This window comes from Nocardia sp. NPDC047038, from assembly GCF_040644075.1.
GTDB classification, from domain to species: Bacteria; Actinomycetota; Actinomycetes; order Mycobacteriales; family Mycobacteriaceae; genus Nocardia; species Nocardia sichangensis.
Genome location: NZ_JBEYVQ010000002.1, coordinates 59434 through 78200, shown reverse-complemented (window position 1 = coordinate 78200; position 18767 = coordinate 59434). Strand labels below are relative to the sequence as shown.

Genomic DNA, 18767 nt, shown 5'->3' with positions numbered 1-18767 from the left:
GGGCTGAAGTGCCACACCACCCAGTACCGTGTTCATGTGCGGCTTGGGGTACTCGATGTCGGAAGCAATACCGTTCACCTGCTCGTGGTGGACGCGCATCGTGGCGGTCACCCCCTGCCGATGAGCTCGACGAAAGCCACCTTGCGGCTCGCGGAGAACATCGACGTCGCCGGTCGAATCACCGAGGCGGGCGCGCAGCGGCTGATCGACACCGTGGCCGAATTCGCCAGCATCGCCGAGACGTCCAGATGCGTCGAACTGATGCCGTTCGCCACCTCGGCGCTGCGGGAGGCGGCCAATTCCGAGGAGGTACTCGGTCGCGTGCGCGAGTCGACCGGAGTCGACCTGCGGGTGCTGTCCGGCGTCGACGAGGCGCGGCTGACCTTCCTCGCGGTGCGCCGCTGGTACGGCTGGAGCGCCGGGCGCATTCTCAACCTGGACATCGGCGGCGGATCGCTCGAGATGACCAACGGCGGCGACGAGGAACCCGACGTCGCGCTGTCCTTGCAGCTGGGCGCGGGCCGGTTGACCAGGGAGTGGCTGCGCGAGGACCCGCCGGGCAAGCGCCGGGTCGCCGTGCTGCGGGACTGGCTCGACGCCGAGCTGGTGGTACCGGCGAAGAAGCTGCTCGAGCCGGGCAAGCCCGATCTCGCCGTTGGCACCTCGAAGACCTTCCGGTCGCTGGCACGGCTCACCGGAGCGGCACCCTCCGCGGCGGGTCCGCGGGTGCGTCGTACACTCACGAGCTCGGGTCTGCGCCAACTGATTGCGTTCATCTCGCGGATGACGGCGGCGGACCGTGCAGAATTGGAAGGCGTAAGTTCCGATCGGTCACAGCAATTGGTGGCCGGCGCACTGGTCGCGGAGGCGAGTATGCGGGCACTTTCGCTCGATACTTTGGAGATTTGCCCGTGGGCGCTGCGTGAAGGGCTGATCCTGCGCAAACTGGATACCGATATGAATGGTGGACCCGAAGCAACGTACTCAGCGGGCACGGCGACCGGTGACGGTCGGCCCGCGCCCGGCGGCGCGCCTTCGCCGGGCTCGATCGGGACGGTGTCGTCATGAGCGAGGATTCCAAACAGCTGTCGGTCGCGGAACTGCTGGCGCGTAACGGCCAGCAGAGCGGAGGCTCGTCCGGCGGTGGCAGACGTCGCCGCAGTGGCCGTGGCATCTCCGTCGCCGAACTGACCGGCGACCTGCCGGTCATCCGGGACGGCGGTGGCCACTCCGCGCACGCGGCGCCGGATTCCGACGCGGAGGAGCCCGCCTACGCGGCCCCCTCGTTCGATCCGCCCGCGCCGGAACCGGTTTCCTACTCACCCGAGCCGCAGCCCGATCCGTCGTCGTATTCGCCCATGTCGGGCCCGATTTCGATGTACGACCCGCTGGCCGGTTACGCGCAGCCGGACCCGCCGCAGGCCGATCCGCCGCCCGGGCGATCCAACCGGGTCATGCCCGGCCGCGAGATGCCCTCTTCGCGGCACGGCACGTCCTTCGATCCGCTGTCGCCGGATACTCCGGTGTCCGATCTGTTCTCGGTCGCGCCCGGTCCGTACGCCCCCGACCCACTGGCGGGTGTGCCCGAGACGCCCCCGCGCTCGGGGCGCAGGCGCAGGCGGGAGGAACCCGAAGAAGAGGCCACCCAGGTACGGTCCTGGCACGAGGCCCCGCACGAGCCGTTCGGCCGGGACGCGCTGTCCGAACGCGGGGTCGGTGAACCGGGCCGCAACGGCCACGGAGAGCGGGACGCACCCGGCTTCGGCCGTTCGCCGCTGCCCGAACGCAACGGCGCCAGGGGAGGGCGCGCGGCCAGGCGCAGAGCGGCGGAGGCCGCGGAAGCCGCCGAGGATCTCGGTCCGTCCACCGCGGCCTGGTCCCCGTCCACCGGCGGTTTCGCCCCGGAATCTGGACCGCTGCCCCTTCCGCCGCCGCCTGATCCGAGACCGAAGCCGACCAGGCCCGCTCCGCCCGAGCCGCAGCAGGAGGCACATCGAAGATCAGCCCGCCGCGAGGGCGTCGGCGAGAACGGACTACCGGCCTGGTCGGCCCGCCGGCACAAGCCGCAGGCCGATTCCGCGCCGGAATCCGTCGGCATCCCGACCGCCGCGTGGTCGCTGGCCAGCCAGGATCAGCAGTTGCTCTCCGGCCAGACGGTCGCGGGCGACCTGCTGCGCGACGGCGTCGACCGGGCCGAACGCGGCGCGGCGGCGCGCAACGGCAGAGGCGGTCGCGGTAGGCGCGCCGCGGCCGAGGCCGCGGAACTGGACGGCGTCACCGACGTCTACGAGCCGATCGCGCTGGACGAGGACGAAGACGACGAGGACGACATCGTCGACGAACCTCGCGTCACCAGCCGGGCCACCTCGCGCCGGTCCCGGGCCGTCAAGAAGGCGGAGGACGACGAGAACCGGCGCCAGTGGATGATCCTCGGCGGCCAGAGCACCGGCGCCGCCGTCGCGGGCATGCTGCTGTTCAAGGGCTTCGAGCGGATGTGGGAGATGCTGCCCTGGGTCGCGCTGGCCCTGGCGATGATCGTGATTCTCGGCCTGGTGGCCCTCGTGCGGATCCTGCGCAGGACCGACGACATCCTCAGCACGGTGATCGCCGTCGTCGTGGGCATCTTCGTCACCCTGGGGCCACTGGCCTTTCTTCTCAGCACGAACTGAGCATGGAGCAAGTCGTGGCGAATATCGGGCAGGCGAACGAGACCGGGTCGCGTACGGGCGAGGGATCGCCAGAAGACACCGGGGGCGCATCCCGGCCGAAGGAGATCCGGGTGGGGCTCTCGACCGCCTCGGTGTACCCGCAGAACACGGAGGCCGCGTTCCGTTACGCCGCCGAACTCGGCTACGACGGCGTCGAGCTGATGGTCTGGGCCGAGCCCGCCAGCCAGAGCATCGCCACCGTGCAGGCGTACTCGCGCAGATACGGCGTTCCGGTGCTCGCGTTGCACGCTCCGTGCCTGCTGATCTCGCAGCGGGTATGGGGTTCGGATCCGGTGGCCAAGCTCGAGCGCAGCGTGCACACCGCCCAGGCGCTCGGCGCGGGCACTGTCGTCGTGCACCCGCCGTTCCGCTGGCAGCGCCGCTATGCGGCCGGGTTCGCGGCGCAGGTGGCCGAGCTCGAGGAGAGCAGCCCGGTGATCGTGGCGGTGGAGAACATGTTCCCGATGCGGGCGGACACGCTGTTCGGCCGACGCGAAGGCGCGGTGCGCCGACTGGAGCGCCGTGGTGGCCCGGGTCCGGCGCTCACCGCCTTCAGCCCCTCCTACGACCCGACCGACACCGGGTTCCGCCACTACACCCTGGACCTGTCCCATACCGCCACCGCAGGAGCCGACCCGTTGGCGCTGGCGGCCCGCATGGGCGCGGGTCTGGTCCATCTGCACCTTGCCGACGGCCGAGGCGCCGCGCACGACGAACACCTCGTTCCGGGCGATGGCACCCAGCCGTGCGTGGAAGTGTGCGCGAGCATGGTCCGCAGCGGTTTCACCGGCCAGGTCGTCGCCGAGATCAACACGCAGAACGCGCGCACGACCAAGGAGCGGGCCGAGATGTTGCATCGCACGCTGGCCTTCGCCCGCAAGCATCTGACCGAGGCCGCCGCGCCCACTCCCGCCGGCGCGCGGCACAGCTCGCCCGAACCGCCGATGTGACGCTCGTCGCTACTCCGGTATGCGGCCATGGGGTCGGTCGCCGGTTGCGTTGTACGTTGTACGAACCCGTTGCCGACAGTGTGGTCGCGAGGCCGCGAACGACGCCATCGGGTGCGGTCGACGCAGGACAGGAGTGAGGATGACGACGGAGCTGACGGCCGAATTCGGCCCGGCGGCCACGACCGACGCACCGTTCAGCCAGGTGTGTGCGCTGGAACCGGCGCCGCCGCGAACCCCGGACACCGGCCGCTACCTGGGCTTCATCGACGACATCTGGACCATCGGCCCGAAGGTGCACGGCGGGACGATGGTCGCGGGCAGCGCGGCCGCGGCGACGAATTGGCTGCGCGCCGCCGATCCCGCGCTGGTCGGGATGGCGCCGGTCGCCGCGAGTTCCGATTTCCTCGGCGCGCCGAACCCCGGCGAGGTCGAATACGAGGTGCGCCTGCGGAAGATCGGTCGCCAGATCTGCCTGGCCGACGCCGACCTCGTCCAGAACGGCCGCGTCCTGGTGCGCACGGCGCTGACCTTCAGCCGCCTGGACGACGCGAACCCGATCTACGCGCCCGAGCACTCCGACATGCCCACGGAGCCGCCCGCCGATGCCATCGGCTACGAGCCCGGCTCCCAGATGGGCGACATCGTGCACGTCGGCCGAGGCGCCGACATCTATCTCGACCGCGACTGGGCCCGCTTCCTCGCGGGCGCGAAGGGCGAGCCGCGCCTGCGGCTGTGGATTCGTCCGCGACCGGGCGACGAACAGGACCCGGACGTCGCGATGTACTTCGCCATGATGAGCGCCGACATGAGCCCGCCGGTCCCGATGAACCTCGGCCACTTCGGCTGGGCGCCCACCGTGCAGATGACCACCTACCTGCGTCGTAGGCCCGCGCCGGGCTGGCTGCGGATCGTCGCCACCGCGCACGAGGTGGGTGAGCGCATGTTCGACGAAGATCAGCTGGTGCTGGACTCGACTGGCGCGGTCGTGGCGCAGAGTCGTCAGCTGGCGCTCGTTCCCCAGCGCTGAGCCGCCGCGCGCGCCGTCTAGCCTTGAGGCCCATGACGAGAATTGCGGTGATCGGTGGCGGGCGCATCGGGGAGGCGTTGGTCGCCGGGTTGCTGGAGTCCGGGCGGCTGACCAAGGATTTGGTCGTCGTGGAGACGCATCGGGAACGGGCCCATCAGCTCGCCGACCGCTTCGGCGTCCGGGTCACCGACGACCTCGCCGATGCCGCGGTCGGCGCGGATCTGCTGGTGATCGCGGTGAAACCGGGCGATGTGGACGCCGTGCTCGCGCCGCTGGGCAAGGCGGAGATCGGCAGCGACCGCGATCAGGTGCTGGTGTCGCTTGCCGCCGGTGTGCCGACCGCTCGACTGGAGGGCAAAATGCCCGCCGGGTTCCCCGTGGTGCGGGTGATGGCGAATACGCCGATGCTGGTGGGGCAGGGGATGAGCGTCATCGCGCCGGGGCGCTATGCGCGCGAGCGGCATCTGGAACTGGTGACCGAGGTGCTCGGCGCGGTCGGCAAGGTGGTCACCGTGGCGGAGAGCCAGATGGACGCCGTCACCGCGGTGTCCGGATCCGGGCCCGCCTACTTCTTCCTGGTCGTCGAGGCCTTGGTGGACGCGGGCGTCGGGCTCGGGCTCACCAGGGATGTGGCCACCCAGCTCGTCGTGCAGACCATGGTCGGCTCGGCCGCCCTGCTGGACAGTTCCACCCAGACCGCGGCGGAATTGCGCGCCGCGGTGACCTCGCCCGCGGGCACCACCGCGGCCGCGATCCGCGAACTCGAGCGCGGAGGACTACGCTCGGCATTCTGGGAAGCCCTCTTCGCATCGAAGGAACGGTCGGTCGAACAGGGCGCATCAGCGGAGTGACCGGTCTGTTTAAAATCGGAAAACCCGATTTCTCACACCCGTCGCAGTAACACCACTGGTCCCGCTAAGCTTCAAGGAGCACGTGCGTGTCTGTTCCGCCGGTGGGGAAGCCGGCGGCGCGGACGTGCCGGAGGTCAATGGTGCAATGATGTCTGCGAACAAGATGTCTGCGAATTCCGGAGCGTCCGGCGGCTCCGGTCCCGCAGCAGGTCGGGGGAATTCCCGCGCACAGCGTGAGGCCGCGACACAGGGGCAACCTGTACTCGGCGGCGGCACCCAGTTTCTCACCGTCGCCGAAGTGGCGAGTCTGATGCGGGTGTCCAAGATGACGGTCTACCGGCTCGTGCACTCGGGCGAGTTGCCCGCTGTGCGCGTCGGACGATCGTTCCGGGTGCACGCCAAGGCGGTGCACGACTATCTGGAAACGTCCTATTTCGATGCCGGATGAGGCGGTTTCGGTACCGCTGGGGCGTGACGGTACGATAGCTCCTCGGTTCGTGTTCGCCCGCCGGTGGCATCGTTGTTCGTTGCCCCGTGGTATCCGGCGGCGCGAACACGGGGCGTGAGGCTTGCCGAGTGACCCCGGCCCGTCGGCCGGGGCGCGGCAGACGGGCGTCCGGCAATCGCGCACGGGCAGCGTGCGCGCCGAGTAGAGAGAACGCGAGGACAACCCTATGGGTTCTGTGATCAAGAAGCGCCGCAAGCGCATGTCGAAGAAGAAGCACCGCAAGCTGCTTCGCCGCACGCGTGTTCAGCGGCGCAAACTCGGCAAGTAGGCATCGCTGCGTGGTAGCTGCGCGAGCCCGTCACCAATAGGTGACGGGCTCTTTTATTTGAAACTTGAAATTTTGGAATCACCGTTTGTATCACGTGACTGAAGTCATCGTTAGATCCTGGTTAATACTCTCGGTGCGCGGGTAGGTAACCGCTACGCTGGGCACTGGGAATAATCACAAGGGCGGCTGGCAAGGGAAAGCGGGTGCCGGTGAGTTCTGAGGGTCGGGAAGTGTACGCGCCGAAGGTCGTGCTGGTCACCGGGGCCAGCCGGTTCTTCGGCGGCACGGTCGTCGCCCGCCTCGCTCAGCAACCCGCGATCGAGCGGATCCTCGCCGTCGACACGATGACGCCGAGCCGAGAGTTGCAGCGGCGCATGGGCCGCGCGGAATTCGTGCGGGCGGACATTCGAAATCCGTTGATCCGTAAGGTGATCGATGGTGGCGAGGTGGATACCGTGGTGCACACCGCGCTGCTGACGCGCCCGCCCGCGGGCGGCGGTCGCGCGGTGATGAAGGATTACAACGTCCTCGGCGCGATGCAGCTGTTCGCGGTGTGCCAGAAGGTGGCTTCGGTGCGCCGGGTGGTGCTGCGCTCCTCGTCGGCGGTTTACGGTTGCAGCGCCAAGGATCCCGCGAAATTCACCGAGGAAATGAGCGCGCGCACACCGCCGCGCGGTGGCTTCGCGCGGGACATGATCGATATAGAGGGTTATGTTCGCGGGCTGGCCCGGCGGCGCCCCGATATCGCCACGTCAATTCTGCGATTCGCCCCCATCGTCGGCCCGCGGCTGGCCGCCCGCGGTGCGCAATATCTGCGTTCGCCGGTGACCCCAACCGTATTCGGCCGGGACGCCAGAATGCAGCTGCTGCACGAGGAGGACGCGGTGGCCGCGTTGACCCACGCGGCGCGCGGCGCGGCAGGTGGCACGTACAACATCGCGGGCGACGGTGCGCTGTCGCTGTCGCAGGCGGTCCGGCGGGCGGGCCGGATCGAGTTGCCCGTTCCCTTCACGGTGTTCCGCACCGCGGGTCGCCTGCTCATGGGCCCGGTGCTGCGGGAGTTCTCCGCCGAACAGCTCGACTATTTCCACTTCGGTTGTGGCCTGGACACCACGCGCATGCGCACCGAATTCGGGTTCGTGCCGCGCTGGACGACGGTGCAGGCATTCGACGACTTCATCGGGGGCGCAGCGTTGCGGCCCGTGGTCGATCCAGCGTGGATCGACGCCGCAGAACACAAACTGCTCGGCCTGCTCGGGGCCGGTACGGGAGCACACCAATGAACGACGTAGCGAAAGTCATCCGACTCCACGACCTCCAGACCGAGGCGCGCCAGCGGCCGGCGCCACGCAGGCTGGCCGCTCCGAGTCCGGTGACGTCGCTGGTGGAGCGGCGCGCGGCGGTCGCGCCCGCCGCGCCCCAGTCGCTGTCGGGAATGCTGCGCGGCGCGCTCGGCAAGCAGATCTCCAAGACCGCGGATTTCGCGCGCCGCAGGCTCACCGGCGACTACCAGGTCGACGAGTTCGGTTTCGACGAGCATCTGCTCGAGTCGGTCATCCTGCCCGCCCTGCGTCCGCTGTCGGACCTGTGGTTCCGGGTGGAGGTCAGCGGCATGGACAATCTCCCGGAAGCCGGCGGCGCGCTGATCGTGGCCAACCACGCGGGCACCGTGCCGATCGACGGTCTGATGCTGCAGCTGGCCGTGCACGATCGGCATCCCAAGCAGCGCGCGTTGCGCTTGCTGGCGGCCGACCTGATCTTCGAGACGCCCGTGCTCGGGGTGCTGGCTCGCCGGGCGGGCCACACGCTGGCCTGCCGGGAGGACGCCGAACGGCTGCTGCGCTCCGGCGAGCTGACCGGCGTGTTCCCCGAAGGGTTCAAGGGCGTCGGCAAGCAGTACACCGATCGCTACAAGCTGCAGCGCTTCGGTCGCGGCGGCTTCGTCGCCGCCGCGGTGCGCACCGGCGTGCCGATCATCCCGTGCTCCATCGTCGGCTCCGAGGAGATCTACCCGAAGCTGGCCGACCTCAAGCCGCTGGCCCGGCTCCTGGGTCTCCCGTATTTCCCCGTGACGCCGCTTTTCCCGCACCTCGGCCCGCTGGGCGCGGTGCCGCTGCCGTCGAAGTGGTACATCGAATTCGGCGCCCCCATCCCGACCGCGCCGTACGAGCCCGAGGCCGCCGACGACCCGATGACCATGTTCGAGGTCACCGACCAAGTGCGCGAGACCATCCAGCAGACGCTCTACAAACTGCTCACCAAACGCCGCAACGTTTTCACGGGGTAGCGGATGCGCTAGTGACCGTCGCGGCGGCGGGTTACCGCCGCCGCTACGGCACCGCCCGCTGCGCCGAGGGCCAGGGCGGTGGGTACGCCGATCTTTGCCGCCTTGCGGCCGGTTCGGAAGTCGCGGATCTCCCAGCCGCGGTTCTTGGCGACCTCGCGTAGATCCGAGTCCGGGTTGATCGCGACGGCGGTGCCGACCAGCGAGAGCATCGGCACGTCGTTGTGGCTGTCGGAGTACGCGGTGCACCGCTTGAGGTTCAGGCCCTCGCGGATCGCCAGGGTGCGCACCGCATGCGCTTTGCCGAGTCCGTGCAGGATGTCGCCAACCAGGCGGCCGGTGAACTTCCCGTCGACACTCTCGGCCACGGTGCCCAGCGCTCCGGTGAGCCCGAGCCGCTTCGCGATCACCTGCGCCAGCTCCACCGGGGTCGCGGTCACCAGCCACACCTGCTGGCCCGCGTCCAGGTGCATCTGCGCGAGCGCGCGGGTGCCGGGCCAGATCTTGTCGGCGATGATCTCGTCGTAGATCTCCTCGCCCAGCGCGGCCAGTTCGGCGGTCGAGCGCCCGGCGATGAACGCCAGCGCCTTCTCCTTGCCGCTGGCCATGTCGGTGCTGTTCTCCTTGCCGGTGACCCGGAACTTCACCTGTTTCCAGGCGACATCCACCAGATCGGAGGTCTTGAAGTACTTGCGCGCCGCCAGACCGCGAGCGAAATGCACGATCGAGGCGCCCTGCACCATCGTGTTGTCGACGTCGAAGAACGCCGCCGCGGTCAAGTCGCGCGGCGCCTCGGGACCAGCGGCCTCCACCTCGCCCGCGGCGAGCTCGGCGTCGTGCAGGGTCAGCGCCGCGTCCGCGCTCGCCTCACCGGCCAGATTGGCCCGCAGTTCCTCTTCACTCGGGCCGAAGGGGCTGCGCGAGATGCGGGCGAGCTGGTCCTGCAGACCCTGGCCCATCTGGCTCAGATTCCACCGCGCCGGAAACTCACCGAATCGTCCCGCGATGAATCCGGCCCTCGCCACCTTCGATCGTTCCGGCACCAGTACCTCCGCCCGTCGCGCGAACCATGTCAACAGTAGCCGGATCGGCCGACAGTCACGGCAGAAGGCGGCGCGCGACACAATCGCGTGGCGCGCACCGAGCCCGCATGGCGTTCCGGCCGCTGATTGAATTCCGTCATGACCAATCACACACATTCGGTGACATTGCTGACTCGCGCGGGCTGTGGACTGTGTGCGACGGCACTGGAACAGCTGCGCGTGATCTGCGCCGAATTCGGTTTCGAACCGGCGACCGTCGACGTCGACGAAGCCGCCGCTACCGACCCTGGCCTGCGCGCGGAGTACGGCGACCGGCTTCCCGTCGTCCTGCTCGACGGCCGCGAACACAGCTATTTCGATGTCGACGAGACTCGATTGCGGGCCGACCTGGAGCGCTGAGCGCGCCGTTTTCCGTCCGATTCGGCCACTGTGCTGGTCGCGGCGGAAAATGAGGCCAATTTCACCGACTTTGTGCAGGGCTTCACAAGCAGTTACGGTGGTGGCAACGCGACCCGCATGCCGAGGCTGCGGAGCCGCCCCGAAATCCGAAACTTCGACACCATGGCACCGGACCGCCCCCGGGTCAGAAGGGTCGAGCGACGAACCGGAGCCCGAGGCCCGGGACGAGGAGCCGACGACGTGACAGAGCAGCATGAGGCGCCAGGCGGCGTCTCCGGCAGGGCTCTGCAGAAGGACATCCCGCAGGCCACCGTCGCGCGGCTGGCTACCTATCTTCGGGTCCTCGCCATGTTGGCCGACGACGGTGTTGCCATCGTATCGAGTGAGGAACTGGCTGTCGCGGCGGGTGTCAATTCGGCCAAATTGCGCAAGGATCTATCCTTCCTCGGCCCCAACGGCGTTCGCGGCGTCGGCTACGACGTGGCCAAGCTCCGCTCCCGGATCGAGGATGTGCTCGGTCTGTCGCAGGGCCACCGTGTCGTGCTGGTCGGCGCGGGAAACCTGGGCCGGGCACTGGTGGGCTACGGCGGGTTCCAGCGGCGCGGTTTCACCGTGGTCGGCATTCTCGACAGCGACCCCGCGGTGATCGGCATGCCGGTCGCCGGACTCGTGGTGCGCGACGTCGCGGAGCTGGCCGCCGCGGTCGCCGAGCTGGAGCCGACCATCGCGGTGATCACCGTTCCCGACGACGCGGCCCAGGACGTGTGCGATCGGCTCGTCGCGTTCGGACTGCAGTCGATTCTGAGTTTCGCCCCCTGCGAGCTGGTCGCACCGGCCACGGTCGAGGTCCGTCGCGTCGACCTGGCCGTCGAGATGCAGATGCTGTCGTTCGAACGGGTGCGCAACGCGGAGCAGGCTCCGCTGCCGGTCGCGCACGCCGGGTCGGGTCGCATCGCGCACCGCCTGCCGACTTCGCATCCGGCACTCCAGCACTCGGCAACCCCGCATACGGCAACCTCGCATACGGCAACGGAGCCAAGCAGCAAGGGATCGGTGGTCACACCATGAGTGAGCGCAGCGAGCGAATCATGCAGTACAGCACGGCGGAGGATTCCGTTCGTGCCGGGACGGTGACGGCATGAGCGTTCTCCTCGTCGGCATCTCGCACCGCAGCGCGCCGGTTCCCGTGCTGGAGAAGGTGGCCGTCACCGACACCGACCGGCCGAAGCTGATCGACCGCCTGATCTCCTCGAGTCATGTGTCCGAGGCGATGATCGTCTCCACTTGCAACCGGGTCGAGGTCTACGCGGTGGTCGACGCCTTCCACGGCGGTCTCGCCGAGATCGGCGATCTACTGACCAAGCACTCCGGCCTGCCGATGCCGGATCTGACCAAGCACGCCTACGTCCGATACTCCGAGGCCGCCGCCGAGCATCTGTTCGCGGTCGCCAGTGGCCTGGACTCGATGGTGGTCGGCGAGCAGCAGGTGCTCAGCCAGATTCGCGGGGCCTACGCCTCCGCCGACGCGCAGCGCGCGGTCGGGCGGACCCTGCACGAGCTGGCGCAGCACGCGCTGCGGGTCGGCAAGCGGGTGCACGCCGAAACCGGCATCGACCGCGCTGGCGCGTCGGTGGTGTCGGTCGCGCTCGATCGCGCGCAGCAGGTGCTCGGCCCCTTGGCCGGCCGGACCGCCGCGGTGGTCGGAGCGGGGGCCATGGGCGGTCTCGCGGTCGCGCATCTCTCCCGAGCCGGGATCGGCCGGATCATCGTGGTGAACCGCACCATCGCGCGGGCGCGCAGGCTCGCCGAGACCGCGCGGACGCACGGCGTCGAGGCCGAGGCCATGGAGCTGTCGCGGCTCACCGAGGCGATGTCCGCGACCGACGTGGTGGTCACCTGCACCGGCGCGGTCGGCGCGGTCGTGACGCTCGCCGACACCCACCGCGCGCTCACCGACCGCGAGCGCGGCGAGGAATTCGCCACGGTGGACCGGCCGTTGGTGTTCTGCGATCTCGGCTTGCCGCGCGATGTGGAGCACGCCGTGGCCGGACTGCCCGGCGTCACACTCATCGACATCGAGACCTTGCAGCGCGATCCGGCCGCGGGCGCCGCCGCCGACGACACGGCGGCCGCCCGATCGATCGTCGCCGACGAGCTCGCGAAGTATCTCGCCGGACAGCGGATGGCCGAGGTCACCCCGACGGTGGCGGCGCTGCGCCAGCGTGCGGCGGAGGTGGTCGAGGCCGAACTGCTGCGTCTGGATTCGCGGCTGCCCGGCCTCGCCGACCCGGAACGCGACGAGGTCGCGCGCACGGTGCGCCGGGTGGTCGACAAGCTGCTGCACGCGCCGACGGTGCGGGTCAAGCAGCTCGCCTCCACGCCGGGCGGCGACAGCTACGCCGAGGCGCTGCGCGAATTGTTCGAACTGAAGCCGGGCGCGGCCCAGGCGGTCGCCGCGCCGATGGAGATCACCGCGCTCGCGGACGACCGCGCCGAGATCACATTGGCCGACGGGGAGATCGCGCTGGCCGACGACTTCACCGCGGGCCATCGCGGCGAGGAACAGGGGCAGACGGCATGACCATGGTTCACCGAGAAGGCAATGCCACCGCGGAAGGCACTCGTGCCCCGTGGCGGATCGGCACCCGCGGGAGCCTGCTCGCGCTGACCCAGGCGGGCACGGTGCGCGACGCGCTGATCGCGGCCGGTCAGCCCGCCGAGCTGGTCGTCATCAAGACCGCCGGTGACCTGTCGTCGGACCCGGTGCAGAAGATCGGCGTCGGCGTGTTCACCTCCGCGCTACGCGACGAGCTGGCGGCGGGCGCGATCGACATCGCCGTGCACTCCTACAAGGATTTGCCGACCGCGCAGGACCCGCGCTTCACCATCGCCGCCATCCCGCCCAGGGAGGACCCGCGTGACGCGCTGGTCGCGCGCGACGGACTGGTCCTCGGCGAGCTGCCCGCGGGCGCGAAGGTCGGCACCTCCGCGCCGCGTCGCGCCGCCCAGTTGCGGGCGCTCGGGCTGGGTCTGGACATCGTCCCGCTGCGCGGCAACCTGGACACCCGGCTGCGCAAGGTCCGCGAGGGCGAGTTGGACGCCGTGGTGGTGGCCAGAGCCGGACTGGCTCGCATCGATCGGCTGGACGCGGTCACCGAGTCGCTGGAGCCGGTGCAGATGCTCTCCGCTCCCGCGCAGGGCGCGCTCGCGGTCGAATGCCGCAGCGACCACACCGCGCTGGTGGATATCCTTTCCGGCCTCGACGACGCGGCCACCCGCGCGTCGGTCGTCGCCGAGCGGTCGCTGCTGGCCGAACTCGAGGCGGGCTGCACCGCACCGATCGGTGCGCTCGCCGAGGTGGTCGAATCGCTCGACGACGAAGGGCGGATCGTGGACGAGCTGTCGCTGCGCGCGTGCGCGGCGGCCGTCGACGGATCCGACGTGCTGCGCGCATCGGTGGTCGGCGCCCCGGACGACGCCGCCGAGCTCGGCCGCGCACTTGCCCGCGAGTTGCTCGACATGGGTGCGCGCGAGTTGCTCGCGACCGAACCGGACGACGGTTCCCCCACCCGGGCGGTGAGTTCGCCCGCCACAGACTTGCCCAACCCCAGCCCAATGGAGAACAGCCGATGAGCGGAAGCATAGGCACCGTGCCTTCGGGTATGCCGGAGCCGAGCGCAAGCGAGGTGCAGGCATGAGCCGAGCCACGAAGAAGCACCCCGGTCGCATCCTTTTCGTCGGATCGGGTCCGGGTGACCCGGCGCTGCTCACGGTGCGGGCCCGTGAGGTCATCGGGCGGGCGACGCTGGCGTTCACCGACCCGGATGTCGACAAGGGTGTGCTCGCCTTGATCGGCACCTCGGTCGAGCCGGGGCCCGACGGCGAACGTCCCGTCGACGTGCGGCCCGCGCTCGGCGAGCCGGCCGAGGTGGCCAAGACGCTCATCGCCGAAGCGCGTGCCGGGCACGACGTGGTGCGCGTGGTCGCGGGCGACCCGCTGACCACCGATTCGGTGATCGCCGAGGTCAACGCCGTCACCCGCTCGCACATGGTCTTCGAGGTGCTGCCCGGCCTGCCCAACGGCTCCGCGGTGCCCAGCTACGCCGGCATCGCGCTCGGTTCGGGGCACACCGAGGCGGACGTGCGCGGCGAGGTCGACTGGGCCGCGCTCGCGGCCGCGCCCGGCCCGCTGGTCCTGCACTCGACCTCGGGTCATCTCGCGGAGACCGCGAGCGCCCTGGTCGAGCACGGCATGGCGCCGCAGACCCCGGTCGCGGTGACGGTACGGGGCACCACCCGCCAGCAGCGCACCATCGAGGCCACTCTGGCCACGCTGAACAGCGCCGCCTCCGAACTGGTCGGCCCGCTGGTGGTGACCATCGGCAAGGTGGTCGCGCAGCGCTCGAAGATGTCCTGGTGGGAGTCGCGCGCGCTGTACGGCTGGACCGTGCTGGTGCCGCGCACCAAGGACCAGGCCGCGGAGATGAGCGAACGGCTCGTCACGCACGGCGCCATCCCGATGGAGGTGCCGACCATCGCGGTCGAGCCGCCGCGCAGCCCCGCCCAGATGGAGCGCGCGGTCAAGGGTTTGGTCGACGGTCGCTACCAGTGGGTGGTGTTCACCTCCACCAACGCGGTCCGCGCGGTGTGGGAAAAGTTCGCCGAATTCGGTCTGGACGCGCGGGCGTTCTCCGGTGTGAAGATCGCCTGCGTGGGGGAGGCCACCGCCGACAAGGTGCGGTCGTTCGGCATCAACCCCGAGCTGGTGCCCAGCGGCGAGCAGTCCTCCGAGGGCCTGCTGGCCGACTTCCCGCCTTACGACGACGTGTTCGACCCGGTGAACCGGGTGCTGCTGCCGCGCGCCGACATCGCCACCGAGACGCTGGCCGAGGGCCTGCGCGATCGCGGCTGGGAGATCGACGACGTCACGGCCTACCGCACGGTGCGCGCTTCGCCGCCGCCCGCGGAGACCCGCGAGATGATCAAGACCGGCGGTTTCGACGCGGTCCTGTTCACCTCGTCCTCCACGGTGCGCAACCTGGTCGGCATCGCGGGCAAGCCGCACGCCCGCACCATCGTGGCCTGCATCGGCCCCAAGACCGCCGAAACCGCCATCGAATTCGGCCTGCGCGTCGACGTGCAGCCCGATGTGGCCCAGGTCGGTCCCCTGGTCGAAGCGCTGGCCGAGCACGCGGCCCGGCTGCGCGCCGAAGGACTCCTGCCGCCGCCGCGCAAGAAGAGCCGCCGCAGTAGGTAGTTTTGCTGTGTCGGTCTTCCAGCGCCTGCGGCGCTGGGTGTTCGCGGCCCCTTATGGCTCGCGTTTGCACGACCGCCGCTTGCTCCTTCGTCGCGTACGCGACGGCCGTGCAAACGCGAGCCGGGCCGCGAACGGACCAGGCTCGGTCTCGCTTCGCTCGAAAGACGTGGTTGCGGTGCGCTGGGCGCGTCAGGGGTGATTCGCGGTCGCGAAGGCTCGCTTATGCGGCTTCGCGACCGCGACCCGAACCGGCGATCGGATCTCAGTACCGTCTGCGCATCAAGGTGCGGACCATGGAGCAGGTGGCGTCGGAGGGTGGGCGGATGCCGATCACCTCGGCGGTGTGCCTGATTCGCTTGTTTGTGGCGTAACTCGGTGCGTAGACGCCGGAGTCGAGCAGTGCGATCGCCAGGCGCATCGCCTTGAGCCGCCGGTTGTGCAGGACGTACCACGCCTTGGGGCGGCCCGGAGGCAGCGGGCGCTTCTGCAAAGGGGTGTAGGGGCGATCGATGAGAACGGTTTGTGGTGTGCGCATTGGCATCCCTCCCGTGGCGATCGGGGGCGGGCGAGCCCCCTCGAACGTACCTTCGATTGTACCCGGGGGGACCGACAAACTTGGCTGGCCAGAAGGGTTTTCGAGCGTCCAGTGGCTCACAGATCATGCAACAGTCGCATCGACTGCGGATGGCCGAGCGCGGCCGCGCGTTCCAGCCACTGCCTGGCTTCCCGCTGCGCCGGAGTGCGGCCGGTCGCGATGGCGGCGGCGGTCCGCAGCACCTCGGGGTCGGCGAAATCGCCTGCGAGGTAGGGGGTGTTCGCGGCGCGCAGCAATAGCGCGAGGTGGAACATCGAGTCCGGGTCGCCCGCTTCGGCGCCCTTGCGCAACCACCGCTCACCCTCGATCGGCTCGCCGCGGTCCAGATGCAAGGCGCCGAGCACCGCCATCGCATCGGTCCTTCCCCGCCGCGCGGCCTCGGTGAGCAGGTCGATCGCGCGGTCGAATTCGCCGCGGCGCGCCAAGCGCAAGCCGAGACTGCGCATGGCCGTGGGGTTTCCGGCGCGGACAGCTCGTTCGTACCACTGCTCGGCCTCTTCGTCGCGTCCACGCCGGTTGGCGATGACGCCCATATTGCAGAGGGCTTCCGGCAACCCGCGCTCGGCGGCCGGCCGCAACCAGCGCTCCGCCTCATCGATATTCCCGCGCTCGGTGTGCAGCAGGCCCAGCTGCATCCCCGCCGCTTCGTTGCCGCGGCCGGCGGCGGTCTCCAGCCAGTGGATCCCCTCGCCGATCCGCCCGTCGGCTCCCAGCAGCGCGCCGAGCATGCCCATCGCCGGCGCGCTGCCACCCGCGGCGGCCCGGCGCAGCCAGCGTTCGGCGCCCGCCGCGTCGCCCGCGTACCACAGCGCTTCGGCGCGCCGTTGCATGGCGACCAACTCGACCTCGCTCGGCGGCTCGGTCATCTCAACAGCCCGTCTCGCGGAACACCACGCCGTCCATCATCGCGCCTGTTCCATCGGGACGCGGTACCCGTTCGCGTGCGCGTAAGCGGTCAGCTGCGCGTCGTAGTTGCGGAGGCTGTCCAGCAGCCAGGTGTGTCCGGTGTCCTTGACGACCACGATCGGCCCCCGGCTGCCCGGCGGAAGCGTGGGTACCGAGCCGTCGAGGTACCAGGACGTGGTCGACCACGGGAAGATGAAGGCCCAGCCGATGTCGGCGACCCGCTGCGGCGGCCCGAGCTGTAAGGGATCGGCCGGGGTGGCATGCCGTGCGCTGTGCTGGGCGAGCAGATGCCGTGCGCTGTTGCGGGCCACGCGCACGTCCAGCGGCCCCGAAGTGGTGTCCGGAAACCGGAGGCTGGTCTCCGCCCCTGCGCACAGTCGTCGGCCCGCCGCCTCCGTCACCTGGCACGGCCTGCTCTGCAGGCGGAGGAAGACGCAGCGGGCGGTGTCGGAGAAGCGCAACTGGACGATGGCGTCCTCGGTGCCGCCGGCCAGGTGCGTCCCCCGGCTGCGTATCCACTCGGGCTCGTCGGGCCGGATGCCGAGCATCCGGAAGGCGACGTGCGCGCCCGGCATCACCTCGGGCGCGGCCGATTGGCGTGCGACGAACTCCACGGCGAAGTTCTGCCCGGTGGCGTCGGTGGCACGCCAGACTCGCAGCATGAACGCGGGCGGAGGCAGACCGTCGGTGAGCACGGGCCACCAGTCGGCCAGCAACACCGCCGCCCACGACTCGAAGTCGGCGGCTCTGGCCAGCGAGATGTCGATGTGCGGATCGGTCATGCTTGTCCCCCAGCGGGTCTCGCCTAGTCGGAGTATGCGCCTTCGTCAGGGGGGTAATGTGTGATTTCGCACACTGTTATCACTCGGATGGCATGAGTGATCGCCGGGTAACGCGCGGCAGCTGTCCCAGAGGGTCGGGCCCGGCGTCGCGGAGCGGGCCACGGGCGCTCGCGACAGCGGATCGCGCCGGGCGTATCGTGCGATTCATGACCGGAATGGACCGCCCACGGCGGTTGCGCCGTACTCCCGCTCTGCGCCGTCTCGTGGCCGAAACCACACTGGAACCACGGCAATTGGTGCTGCCGATGTTCGTGGCCGACGGCTTGGCGGAGCCGCGTCCGATCGGCTCCATGCCGGGCGTGGTGCAGCACTCGCTCGACTCGCTGCGCAAGACGGCGGTCGAGGCGGTCGCGGCGGGTGTCGGCGGCATCATGCTGTTCGGCGTGCCGCGTCCGGAGGACAAGGACGCGGTCGGCAGCGCGGCCAGCGATCCGCGCGGCATCCTCAACCGCGGCCTGCGCGCCCTCGCCGACGAGGTGGGCGACTCGACCGTGGTCATGGCCGACACCTGCCTGGACGAGTTCACCGATCACGGGCACTGCGGTGTGCTCGCGGCCGATGGCGCGGTCGACAACGACGCGACGCTGGACCGCTACGTCGAGATGGCGCTCGCCCAGGCCGAGGCGGGCGCCGACCTGCTCGGCACCAGCGGCATGATGGACGGCCAGGTAGGCGCGATCCGGCGCGGTCTGGACGCGGCCGGGCGCATCGATACCGGCATCCTGGCCTACTCCGCCAAATACGCTTCGGCGTTCTACGGACCGTTCCGGGAAGCGGTCGCTTCCTCGCTGGAAGGCGACCGGCGCACCTATCAGCAGAACCCGGCAAATCGGCGCGAGGCGATCCGCGAGCTCGAACTGGACCTGGCCGAGGGCGCGGACATCGTCATGGTCAAGCCGGCCATGTCGTATCTGGACATTCTCCGCGAGGTCGCCGATCACTCGACGGTCCCGGTCGCCGCCTACCAGATCTCCGGCGAGTACGCGATGATCACCGCCGCCGCCGAGCGCGGCTGGATCGACCGCCGCGGCGCCGTCCTCGAGTCGCTGCTGAGCATTCGCCGGGCCGGCGCGGACTTCGTGCTCACCTACTGGGCGACCGAGGCCGCGAACTGGCTGTCGTGACGAAT

The 18767-nt window shown here is 70.0% G+C and carries 19 protein-coding genes; 15 read left to right on the top strand and 4 right to left on the bottom strand.

Translation table 11 applies throughout. The annotated features are described in order from the left end of the window. Window positions 1–36 precede the first annotated feature (36 nt). From ABZ824_RS08480 to ABZ824_RS08440, 9 genes are all read left to right on the top strand, one after another. Window positions 37–1068 (top strand): Ppx/GppA phosphatase family protein, encoded by a 1032-nt coding sequence (locus ABZ824_RS08480; RefSeq protein ID WP_355071917.1) that lies wholly within the window; start codon window positions 37–39, stop codon window positions 1066–1068. Continuing rightward, complete coding sequence (locus tag ABZ824_RS08475; protein WP_356962592.1) at window positions 1065–2669, top strand: hypothetical protein; 1605 nt, start codon at window positions 1065–1067, stop codon at window positions 2667–2669. The genes ABZ824_RS08480 and ABZ824_RS08475 overlap by 4 nt, the downstream gene beginning before the upstream one ends. Before the next feature lie 110 nt (window positions 2670–2779). Beyond that, a complete protein-coding gene (locus ABZ824_RS08470; protein ID WP_355071920.1) occupies window positions 2780–3658 on the top strand; it encodes a sugar phosphate isomerase/epimerase in 879 nt (292 codons plus the stop codon). A 139-nt stretch (window positions 3659–3797) separates the two neighbouring features. Next, a complete protein-coding gene (locus ABZ824_RS08465) occupies window positions 3798–4685 on the top strand; it encodes a thioesterase family protein (protein ID WP_356962591.1) in 888 nt (295 codons plus the stop codon). Between the two features lie 32 nt (window positions 4686–4717). Further along, window positions 4718–5536 (top strand): pyrroline-5-carboxylate reductase, encoded by an 819-nt coding sequence (proC, locus tag ABZ824_RS08460; RefSeq protein WP_355071923.1) that lies wholly within the window; start codon window positions 4718–4720, stop codon window positions 5534–5536. Between the two features lie 163 nt (window positions 5537–5699). Further along, window positions 5700–5984 (top strand): helix-turn-helix domain-containing protein, encoded by a 285-nt coding sequence (locus tag ABZ824_RS08455; protein WP_356962590.1) that lies wholly within the window; start codon window positions 5700–5702, stop codon window positions 5982–5984. 226 nt (window positions 5985–6210) lie between these two features. Next, window positions 6211–6312 (top strand): AURKAIP1/COX24 domain-containing protein, encoded by a 102-nt coding sequence (locus tag ABZ824_RS08450; protein ID WP_003402602.1) that lies wholly within the window; start codon window positions 6211–6213, stop codon window positions 6310–6312. 209 nt (window positions 6313–6521) lie between these two features. Beyond that, a complete protein-coding gene (locus ABZ824_RS08445; RefSeq protein WP_355071925.1) occupies window positions 6522–7595 on the top strand; it encodes an NAD-dependent epimerase/dehydratase family protein in 1074 nt (357 codons plus the stop codon). After that, the gene (locus ABZ824_RS08440) at window positions 7592–8599 is read left to right on the top strand and encodes a lysophospholipid acyltransferase family protein (RefSeq protein WP_355071927.1); all 1008 of its coding nucleotides are present in this window, start codon (window positions 7592–7594) and stop codon (window positions 8597–8599) included. The genes ABZ824_RS08445 and ABZ824_RS08440 overlap by 4 nt, the downstream gene beginning before the upstream one ends. 8 nt (window positions 8600–8607) lie before the next feature. Here ABZ824_RS08440 and ABZ824_RS08435 read toward each other — a convergent pair whose 3' ends face one another. Next, window positions 8608–9555 (bottom strand): HAD-IB family hydrolase, encoded by a 948-nt coding sequence (locus ABZ824_RS08435; protein ID WP_356963468.1) that lies wholly within the window; start codon window positions 9553–9555, stop codon window positions 8608–8610. Between the two features lie 222 nt (window positions 9556–9777). Between ABZ824_RS08435 and ABZ824_RS08430 the strand changes: the two genes are divergently transcribed. The 5 genes from ABZ824_RS08430 (at window position 9778) to ABZ824_RS08410 (ending at window position 15295) form a co-directional block, all read left to right on the top strand. Beyond that, on the top strand, window positions 9778–10038 hold the full coding sequence (locus tag ABZ824_RS08430) for a glutaredoxin family protein (RefSeq protein ID WP_355071929.1): 261 nt from the start codon (window positions 9778–9780) through the stop codon (window positions 10036–10038). 240 nt (window positions 10039–10278) lie between these two features. Next, window positions 10279–11106, top strand: coding sequence for a redox-sensing transcriptional repressor Rex (locus ABZ824_RS08425; RefSeq protein ID WP_355071931.1), 828 nt, complete (start codon window positions 10279–10281; stop codon window positions 11104–11106). Window positions 11107–11176: 70 nt separating this feature from the next. After that, a complete protein-coding gene (locus ABZ824_RS08420; RefSeq protein WP_355071933.1) occupies window positions 11177–12619 on the top strand; it encodes a glutamyl-tRNA reductase in 1443 nt (480 codons plus the stop codon). Then, complete coding sequence (hemC, locus tag ABZ824_RS08415; protein ID WP_356962587.1) at window positions 12616–13671, top strand: hydroxymethylbilane synthase; 1056 nt, start codon at window positions 12616–12618, stop codon at window positions 13669–13671. The genes ABZ824_RS08420 and hemC overlap by 4 nt, the downstream gene beginning before the upstream one ends. A gap of 61 nt (window positions 13672–13732) precedes the next feature. Beyond that, complete coding sequence (locus ABZ824_RS08410) at window positions 13733–15295, top strand: bifunctional uroporphyrinogen-III C-methyltransferase/uroporphyrinogen-III synthase (protein ID WP_355071937.1); 1563 nt, start codon at window positions 13733–13735, stop codon at window positions 15293–15295. Window positions 15296–15557: 262 nt separating this feature from the next. Here the strand turns inward: ABZ824_RS08410 and ABZ824_RS08405 are convergent, their stop codons facing one another. The 3 genes from ABZ824_RS08405 to ABZ824_RS08395 form a co-directional block, all read right to left on the bottom strand. Further along, the gene (locus tag ABZ824_RS08405) at window positions 15558–15830 is read right to left on the bottom strand and encodes a hypothetical protein (RefSeq protein ID WP_355071939.1); all 273 of its coding nucleotides are present in this window, start codon (window positions 15828–15830) and stop codon (window positions 15558–15560) included. Window positions 15831–15946: 116 nt separating this feature from the next. Beyond that, window positions 15947–16756, bottom strand: a complete 810-nt coding sequence (locus ABZ824_RS08400) for a tetratricopeptide repeat protein (protein WP_356962585.1) — start codon at window positions 16754–16756, stop codon at window positions 15947–15949. A 36-nt stretch (window positions 16757–16792) separates the two neighbouring features. Further along, a complete protein-coding gene (locus tag ABZ824_RS08395) occupies window positions 16793–17578 on the bottom strand; it encodes a hypothetical protein (RefSeq protein ID WP_356962583.1) in 786 nt (261 codons plus the stop codon). A gap of 206 nt (window positions 17579–17784) precedes the next feature. Here ABZ824_RS08395 and hemB point away from each other — a divergent pair, with 206 nt between their 5' ends. Then, window positions 17785–18762, top strand: coding sequence for a porphobilinogen synthase (gene hemB, locus ABZ824_RS08390; protein ID WP_356962582.1), 978 nt, complete (start codon window positions 17785–17787; stop codon window positions 18760–18762). Window positions 18763–18767 lie beyond the last annotated feature (5 nt).